Annotated in this window: 7 protein-coding genes; all 7 read right to left on the reverse strand. The window is 58.3% G+C overall.

Annotation, left to right across the window (positions count from 1 at the left end; genetic code table 11):
* Positions 1-208: 208 nt before the first annotated feature.
* Positions 209-1210: a ComEC/Rec2 family competence protein gene (locus ACFE67_RS04110; protein ID WP_375405605.1), complete on the reverse strand. Its 1002-nt coding sequence runs from the start codon at positions 1208-1210 to the stop codon at positions 209-211.
* Entirely contained in the window at positions 1207-1824 is a 618-nt protein-coding gene (locus tag ACFE67_RS04115) for a hypothetical protein (RefSeq protein ID WP_375405606.1), read from the reverse strand. The genes ACFE67_RS04110 and ACFE67_RS04115 overlap by 4 nt, the downstream gene beginning before the upstream one ends.
* 28 nt (positions 1825-1852) lie before the next feature.
* The gene (locus tag ACFE67_RS04120) at positions 1853-3931 is read right to left on the reverse strand and encodes an ATP-binding protein (protein ID WP_375405607.1); all 2079 of its coding nucleotides are present in this window, start codon (positions 3929-3931) and stop codon (positions 1853-1855) included.
* Positions 3928-5079 carry an N-6 DNA methylase gene (locus ACFE67_RS04125; protein WP_375405608.1) on the reverse strand — a complete coding sequence of 384 codons (1152 nt, stop codon included), beginning with the start codon at positions 5077-5079 and terminating at the stop codon, positions 3928-3930. Before ACFE67_RS04125 ends, ACFE67_RS04120 begins: the two co-directional genes overlap by 4 nt.
* Positions 5080-5675: 596 nt before the next feature.
* Positions 5676-6278, reverse strand: coding sequence for a hypothetical protein (locus ACFE67_RS04130; protein WP_375405609.1), 603 nt, complete (start codon positions 6276-6278; stop codon positions 5676-5678).
* A 4-nt stretch (positions 6279-6282) separates the two neighbouring features.
* Positions 6283-7305 (reverse strand): hypothetical protein, encoded by a 1023-nt coding sequence (locus ACFE67_RS04135; RefSeq protein WP_375405610.1) that lies wholly within the window; start codon positions 7303-7305, stop codon positions 6283-6285.
* A gap of 127 nt (positions 7306-7432) precedes the next feature.
* The gene (locus tag ACFE67_RS04140; protein WP_375405611.1) at positions 7433-8455 is read right to left on the reverse strand and encodes a hypothetical protein; all 1023 of its coding nucleotides are present in this window, start codon (positions 8453-8455) and stop codon (positions 7433-7435) included.
* Between the last annotated feature and the right edge of the window lie 92 nt (positions 8456-8547).

Genomic DNA, 8547 nt, shown 5'->3' on the forward strand with positions numbered 1-8547 from the left:
GCGTCGCACGTAGAGGCCCACGAGCCCAGTTTAGGAACCCGATTTAGTGCCCCGACAGAGCAGCAACAGGCCCAGAAACACACGGATCACGACCCAAAAACCAGCGAAATCCGGCAACCATGGCGCGAGTCAGGCTAGATCCTGCAAGCCTGCGGACTACAGACAGCGGCCAAAGTCAGCTGCGGAGGCGATAGTTCCCGGTTGAAGTCTATCGACAGAGCGCTGTGGGAGCTTCCGTGGTGATGAACGACTGGTGATCTGAGCGACTGAACTCAGCTGGATCTTGCTTGAGTCCAAATCTGAGCCGGACGGTGCCAGCGCACGAGTGGCCCCGCGCGTGACCGGCAGACATAAGAGTACTGACCGGCCCAGTGCTCGACGCCATATTAGAGCACCGCTCCGAGAGCTGAGTGCACGCAATATACGGGCGGGTTGGAGCTAGCTTCAGAGCCTGGATGACGTCGTGCCTTGGATTCGCATACGCCGTTCTTCCATTTGAAATGACTACGGCCGAAGGGCGAACTGCTGCAAGGATGGCCGCCGAGACGGCAGGCTGTGCCGCTCCGACAGCAACGCGACCACCATGGTGGGGTGCGATCAGGTACTCAGCACGAACCGACCGGCCGCTCGCAACCAGGTGCCTCCAGCCAACCTCGTCGAGATCGCCCGTCGCCAGGACGAATGGCGACCCGTTGATGTCAATCCGAGCAACCACGCTTGCGGAATTCGACGTGATCAAATCGCCTGAGCTATCAGTCTGGCCCGGGCCCAGTCTGTTAATCTCCAAATCAGGGCTGACGACCTCAATTGTAGCTTGCGCATGCGCGACATGAATACGGCGCCCCTGAATTGCGTCATGATGTTGCACCGACTGGCCCGTTTTCATACGAGCATTTAGTTCAAATACGACGGAACGCCACAACTGCGACCCTTTGACGGAATCGGTGTTCCAATACATGTGCTTTATATCGATGCCCGCGCCAAGCAAAGCAACAAGACCTCTAAGGTGGTCACTGTCAGCGTGCGAGATTATTAACGCATCAATTGAGGTCCTACCCGCCTCCGCCAAGTACTCCAAGAGATAACTCTTTACACCTGTGTCTATGACTAGTGTCGACTGACCGTCTAACACCACAGCGCACGAGCCATGGCCAACGTCGAGAACGTCGACTAACACATTCGACCCCGATCCGAGGTTGACGGCAGTCACGGCCTCTCCCAGTCGTAAACGTACAGGTCTTCCAGATGCTCCGCGCCGAGATTGACCTGAGCGTGATATCGCTCGCCAGTGATGTTTTTTCCTCTAGGCATCCATTTCGGCAAATTGGAATGCCGGAATCCAATAGTTCCGCTGCCCCACGCTGGAATCTCCACAAAAGCCATACGACTCTCGTGGTCGAAGGAAACGAAATGGACTTGAGAACGCCAGGGTTTCCTTTCAACAGAGAAGCTACCTTCGATTTCCTTTAGCGAACCTTCAATCCCGGTAAGGAGGGAAGCGGGGTCGAGGTCGTCAGGGCTCATCACCACTGGCATCCATCGACGGTAGGGAACCATGAAATTTGCCTGCGACTTATCGAAACGAGTGCAAAGGACCGCGGGGATTCCTCGCTGGTACCACTCAGCAACAAGCTCAGCGCCCTCGAAGGACGCATAGCCCGACGGGCGAAGGTTCTGGTCGATGATAGCTGCATCTGCCAGGAAGGGCTTGTCCAAATAATTCCGCAATGTGCCGAGTGACGGACCAACATCCACGGGTTCGCGCTTTGCACGTCGAACGCTATAGCTAAACCCTTGACGGGTCGCCGGGTCATCATCGACCACAGCAATCCTGCGTATCGAGTCGATTGTTCTAACCATTCGACTTCTCCCCGAGATCGAACACCACGGTGAAGGTAGCGCCGCCGAGCAGCCCGTGGCGCTCGGCCGAGATACGACCGCCCAAATCGGATGCGGAGTCGCGCGCAATCGTCAGCCCCAATCCGGTACCTCCGTCTCTGACTGTTTGGCCAGGAAGCCAGATATCTGCCAGGTCAATCCCCTCGATCCCGGGACCGTTGTCGGCCACTTGCAACTCGAAGACCCCGTCCACAATGCGAGTGGCCATCAATACACGACGAGCGGGTTGCTCCGTCCGCTCGAAAGCCGCAAGGCTGTTATTGAGAAGGTTCGTCACAATGGATTCAACTGCGGCATACGTTCCGAACAGTTGAGGCTTTTCCGATTGCTGGAATAATAAGTCAAGCGTGACGTTCCGGCCCCTTAGGAAGGGCTGGAACGTTGTAGCCACGTCCTGAATGAGCGCATGCAGGTCCACCATCGACGGCCGGCGCTTGTGCTGCTGAATCAGCCCCAGGGTTGCCTGAGCCAGTACGTTGAGAGACTCGGTCGCATCTCGTATGGCTCCGAGCGGCTCTGCATATTCTGACAGGTATTCTTCGGGCGCATCAGACCGCAGACTGTAATCGAGAGCATTTCTGGCTAGTGCGATCCGCTTCAATGGATTACCGCTCGATTCATGAGCAAAAGTCGCACTTGTGATGCCCGCCGTACTCAGCGTCCGATATAACTGCACCTCGCGACGTAGAGCATTTGTTTCCCTCGACCTCGCCTGATCGTATCTCCGAAAGGCCGAGTCAACGGTCTTCTTCACCGCTGGGTCGTCAATGTTGTCGATAGATGATTTGATATCGGCGCGCTCGCGACTACTCGCTGTTTCCGCCTCGCGGTTGAGGTTGCGTCGTCTTAGTTCGGCTTGGTCCAGGCGTCGGCGTGCCATCCAGTCGAGCGCGTCTCGACAGAAGTTCTCGAGTGCGACAAATGCCTCATTCTCAATGAAACCTGAGCGATCCGTCTTTTGGACAAGCCTTCCGTCCTGGTTTGAAAGGCTAACCCGCCCAATGGAGTTGTTAGTGGAGGGGCGCTCCTCAGGACTCCGCACTCTCGAGAGGTTGAGGCCAAGCCAGTCGTCCTCAGGGTTGCCATACGGGGAGACCCTCACATCATCACTGTAAAGATGCACGCCACCAAATGCCTGCAGCCACTCGCGAACTGCACCTATCGAAGCAGAACGCGCGGTAAAATTAGCACCGAGCGAGAATGCCCATAAGTCAAAATCTGCGTTCGGTGCTCCTTCATAGGATTTCCGCTTGTGTCCTCGAAGCTCTTCGTGCGCCACAGCCCAAACCGTTTCGCCTTTCCAGTCGAGCACACGCGCTTCACCAATACCGTCTCGAACTTGCGCCTTGAGGTGATATTGCGATTCGGAGAAGTACCGACCTTCGACCGTCTCTCCAAGATCCGCATACTCCTCGGAGTGCAACCTCGTGGAGAATGCGTAAGGGGACTCGTCGCCCTCGAAAGGGTCCGACAGAAGGACCATGGACCGCGCGAGACGCCTCACAGCTACACGGCCGATCGGTTCTCGCAACTTATCGAGGCGAACCATGGTGCCAGGTTGGTCCATAGACGTCGCAGATCTCGATGACACCTCGATTGCCACTTCATCGACGGTGCCCGCGTGGTCGAACCTGTCCCAGTCAAGTACCACTGAGAGCACCTCGGTACCTCCCCGTAGCAGCGTTGTCAGAGTGGCCGTGTGCCCGAGGCGCAACGCTGCGAGCCGTCCGAGGCCCTTGTTGCCGGCGGGCACTCGCCCGAGAGGAGTGCGGCGCGCTGCACTCTTCCCAGACGTCCCAAGCACGAGCCATCCGTCCTGGACAGCAGCGCGTCCCATGCCAGCGCCATCGTCTGTCACTGTTACGGTCGCCCGCGAGCCCAATCCCTCAATAGTGACCGTGCATCTCCGTGCATCGGCGTCGTACGCATTCTTAACGAGTTCGAGTAGCCCTTGGTCGACGCCCGGATTCAGTTCTTCACCGAGACGACGAAGAATATCGGACGAGAAGCGGAGGTGCGTCTCGTCGCTCACAGATCTAACCGCAAATTCCGCATCACCGACACAGTAAGGTGTCGACACCGGATATCGTGATCGAAATATCGAGATACAGCGCTGGACTCAAGGTATTCCCGAAGCTGCTCAAGCGACGCGTTCAGTCCATGAAGAGGCTTGACCACGATCAGATGATTTTCAATGGCAACGGGACTTGGATCGAGCCACACCCGAGTTCTCGCCCTCGGTAACTGGCCCGGACGCGAGGTGCGCGAAACAAGTAACATCGGACCTACCTCCACGCGTTTGGACGTGCGAATAGTCTCGATGATTCCGCTGCTGAGGTTGCGGGCGGTCAGGAATCGACGCACGTCTCCGGTATCAGGGTCCCGATGCGGCACGACAGGACCCACTCGGACCGTACAGATACTCGACAACAGGTTCTGCGGATCGGCGTCACTCCACTCTCCGTTGTCCCGCGTCCAATCGGCAACCGTTGCGCCATCCCGCTCGAACGGCCGCTTTCGAAGTCGCAATCCGAACACGTGAACATCTGTCTCGTTGTCGAACTGGTCGAAAAGCATCCGCTCATCTGTGTACGCAAGCGAGTCGACGACAGCGCGCCATTTCGCGTATCGCGTTCCACTTCGAAGCACGTCCGGCAGAATTGCAAGGACCTTCGTATTGGGGCTCACGGTCCGAAGCACCACCTCAAGGAAGAGAGCGGCGGAGTTTACCTTCCCGCCCGACCAGGCGACCGGATGCTCAGGCTTCATCTGTACAAACGGAGGGTTCAGTACGACGTGCGTTGCGTCGCGGAGCGGCCGTTGATCTCGAAGCAGGTCGGACACTTGCCCATTGAACATACCGTCGTTCGACTTCGAAAGAGCGTTGAGCCTGCTCAAGGCGACACGGACGAAATGATCGTCTCGGTCTAGTGCGCGTATCTCGACAGATCCTTTAAGGTGAGGTTGCCCTGAGAGATAATCAGCAACCGGCAGGAGAAGATCGCCCGCCCCACAAGCTGGATCAACTACAACAGAACCGTTCGCGAGCGTATGCAACTCTTCCTGCCACAACGAAGCGGCCATCGATGCACTCGTGAAGAAAGTACCGTGTTCCCGCATCAACGCGACCGGAGTTGTGGCTCGCAATGCGCTGTACGGACTCTCCAACTCCTCGCCCAAGTCTCCAACGGAATCCAACAGCGACTGAAATGCATGCCTGCTGGACATCAAGGTCATCGGATTGCACCGGGACAAGGTAGGTCTGCTCCGTCGCATCCACACTGAGCCCGCATGTTGTCAACGTACACGAGGGGACCACTTCGAGTCCACGGATCCACGGATCCGCGGGTGATGGGCGCTACCTAGTTTATCGGCTCACTATGAGGTTGGGGGCGTGACCATATCGCGGCACGCCTTGCCCCGCTCGTTGCACGGCCCATGTCGCGACCAGCAAAATCAACTACCAGGGCTTCAATTCGATCGTCGATGTAATTCGACTCAGTCGGGCTACTCGATTAGCCCTCGCAGCGGACGCTGACGGTCTGCGCGGCAGTACGTCGAACCTCGCGGAGGAGGGTCCCACCGACAATTCGCGCGAGCAAGACGTCAGTTTCGGGGTCAACCATTGATTCAAGCCCATGCACGAAGAGACCCCGCAAGGATCCGCCGCATGCAACGCGCGGCCAGATGCGCCCTCTGACATACCCTGATCGACGCCGAGGGTGTGGGTACCTGCAGGCCATGGGCGCCGGGAGGTACCTAGTGCCAAATCCTGCTTATGGCCGTTTGGAGGGGCGGGGCTTCTTCATGGCCTCGGTGCTCGTGGGTGAAGGCGACGGTACGGGCATGTCGTACGACGGATACTCCACTCGTGGAGTGTCCGTCCACTGGCCCGAATTCACCCACGAATCAACTCTCGCAGTCTGAAGTGTCACGCCGGCACCTATCGAGCGAAAGGCGGCGGGGATGGATCGCGGTAGGGCTGGCTGCACATACCACACCACGATGATCAGTGCGCACGCGGCAATCATGAGCTTCCACGGGAAGCGAAACCGCTTTGCGAATGCGCGCTCGAGGCTGATCCCAACGCGCACTGCGAGAGCGACTACTGCCTCCGCTACGCGGTCGTACTCCAGCGATGCAAACGGAGTGCGCCCCAGCACCCGTCTATACGCGGTTGTGAACAGATACTCCGGGTATAGGAGTATGGCTTTGATTGCAGGTTGCGCGATCTGCAAGGCTCGCCCGAGATACTTGAGCGCGGCGGGCAGCATAAGTGCCACAATGACCAATACCAGCATGAGAAAGAGCGCGACACGCACCGGCACTGGGAGCCATGCGGTGCCGGCGCGCCACAGGTCGTTGGTCAGTCCCAACACCGGGCTACTCCTCGTAGCCGTCGAGCACCTCAGGAACGACTGGTTCATCCTTGTCCGGGACAGGATCAGTATCCGTAGCCTCGGTCGTCGCCTTACGCGAAGAGAGAGGCTCCATAGGTGCCCTGAAACGTATCTGTTGCTCTGCCGCATTGAATACCTGCTGAAGGATCCTGCGCGCCTCCTCGCTAACGACATACGACTCAAGCTTGCCGCTCTCTAAGAGCGCTTGGAATGCGCTCATTTGAAGCGCCGCTCCTCGGTTTCTCTCATCCGTTATGAAAGCCGCCACTTCGCCGACGGAATCGGGGTTCTGTGCCAACTGAAGAGCGAGAGCTCCGAAGTTTCCTTCCTCCAAGACGCTTCGGTAGAAAGTCATTTTCTCCTTATCTGTCTCTAGCCGGGCGCGGGTGGCGGCGGCCTCGCGCTGTTGCTTGAGCGCGTCCTCTTCGATTGCCGCCTGTATGGCGCCGAGATCAATTTGGTGAGTGCTTGCTGATTGCGCCGACCGCAGTCTCGTCTCCACTTCATTGCGTTTGATCTCCAATTCGATGCGCTCCCGGGCGTTCTCAGCTTCCGCCGCTTTTCGTTCTCGGTCTCGACGTTGCTCCTTGAGGTGCTCGACGAACTTCGCTGCCCCGGAATCGAGCCGGAGTTCGAGCGCAAAGTTGCGAATGGTAAATGCAGGGTCGTACTCATGGTTCTTGTTCGCTGCGTCCAGCGCTTGCGTCGCGGCACTCTCGGCTTCATGTAAGGCCTCGGCTTCGAATTTGCGGCATTCCACCCTCAGTGTCCTCGACAGGCTCGGGCTGAGGGTTAGTGCGGCGTCCCGAATTCCACGCTTTACAACTTCCTTCGCGTCCGCGACTGATGCAGTGTAGGTGACGCTAGCCAAAAACCCTCCGGCTGCGTCCGAGCACGGGAATGTGGACTCAAAGGTCAATATGTGTTCGGTTAGGTCGACGCGATACATTGTCGGCATGCGTCCGAAGAATATTTCACCGCGCGTTGGCCGGTTGGAGTTGTTCATAATGTCCAGCCCACCCGAAGGCCTATCGACGACAATTGCGAACCGTGCGTCGCTCGCAGGGTAGGACTCGAATCGACCGGTATTGCTCCGTTCGAGAGCCTCGAACGGTACAAATGTTTGCATGCAGCTAGTCACTCTCCACTTCGGCCAAGATTCGTTTAGCGGTAACTGACTTGTCCGGGCCCGTTGACCATTGTGCCAGGTAGCTTCGGAGGCGATCGCGGTCATTCTGGACAGACCCCGGTTGCGTGAGCCCGCCAACGAGTAGCTCTCTTGTCTTGGCAAAGGCGTCCGGATCAAGATCAGCGCGCCGCACAATTCTTCGCATACAAGCAACGACAACCGATGTGTCTGGATACTCGTACCAAGCGATCCGAATGAGCAGGCTGGCAGGGGCGAGCGAGTTGGGTGCCGAAAGCAGTCGCCACGCCTGCGACGAGTATCGAAGGCTGAAGCTGCTCGCGGTTCGAAGTATCGGTATGTAGGCGGCGATAGCTGCTGCACGGCGGGCGTGGTCATCGGTTCGAACGTTCGCGATGCGAGCGAGTTCGGTGAGCACGACAGCGGCCATGTCCGGCTCAAAATCTCCGCCCGCAAAGAACAGTTGATAGACCCCCGAAATGATGTGCTGAGTCACAAAGTCTGGAGCGTCCGCCATCCCGCAGAGGGTCCGTACAGACGCAGCGGGGAAACTCAGACCCACCGGTCCGCCGTATGCGAGCGCCGAGACCGCTTGCAGTTCAGGACTGTCGGTACCCTTCGACCACGTGCTCAGTAACCGCAAGACAATGGGAGCTACTCCGGGAATTGTGGCAGGTAGTCCGAGTGCTCGCGCTGCTGTGACGAGCGAATCCGCGGACGGCGAGTCGGTCCATGGGCGAAGGAGCTTCCAGTAGACGGTTTGGAAGTCGAGTGCGCCTAGTTTGCCGGCGGCCGCCGCGATTCTCAGGCGGACCTCCTCGTCGCCGTCGTCACCTGCGTCCACCATCCATGCAAGCAGCGCCGAAGCGAGCAGGTCGTACTGCTCCCAGACGTGAGTGAGTACCGCGATCGCAAGCGTCCGGCTTTGGACATGAACAAGCTGGGCCGCGACGAGGCCGAACTCAGTCTGGAGAGTGCCTGCTCGCAACTCACACATGGCATCGGCCAACCGGGCGTTCCGGCTCCTTCGAGGATCTGTCGCAACTTCCTCATCGCCAAGCTTGCATGCTTCCTGGATGTAACGCTCGATCCGACTGGCGT

Origin of the sequence: uncultured Amnibacterium sp. (genome assembly GCF_964244015.1) — a bacterium.
Classification (GTDB): Bacteria; Actinomycetota; Actinomycetes; order Actinomycetales; family Microbacteriaceae; genus Amnibacterium.

Coding starts and splice junctions, on each gene's coding strand:
- ACFE67_RS04135 (WP_375405610.1), bottom strand. CDS start 7,305: ATGAACAACTCCAACCGGCCAACGCGCGGTGAAATATTCTTCGGACGC.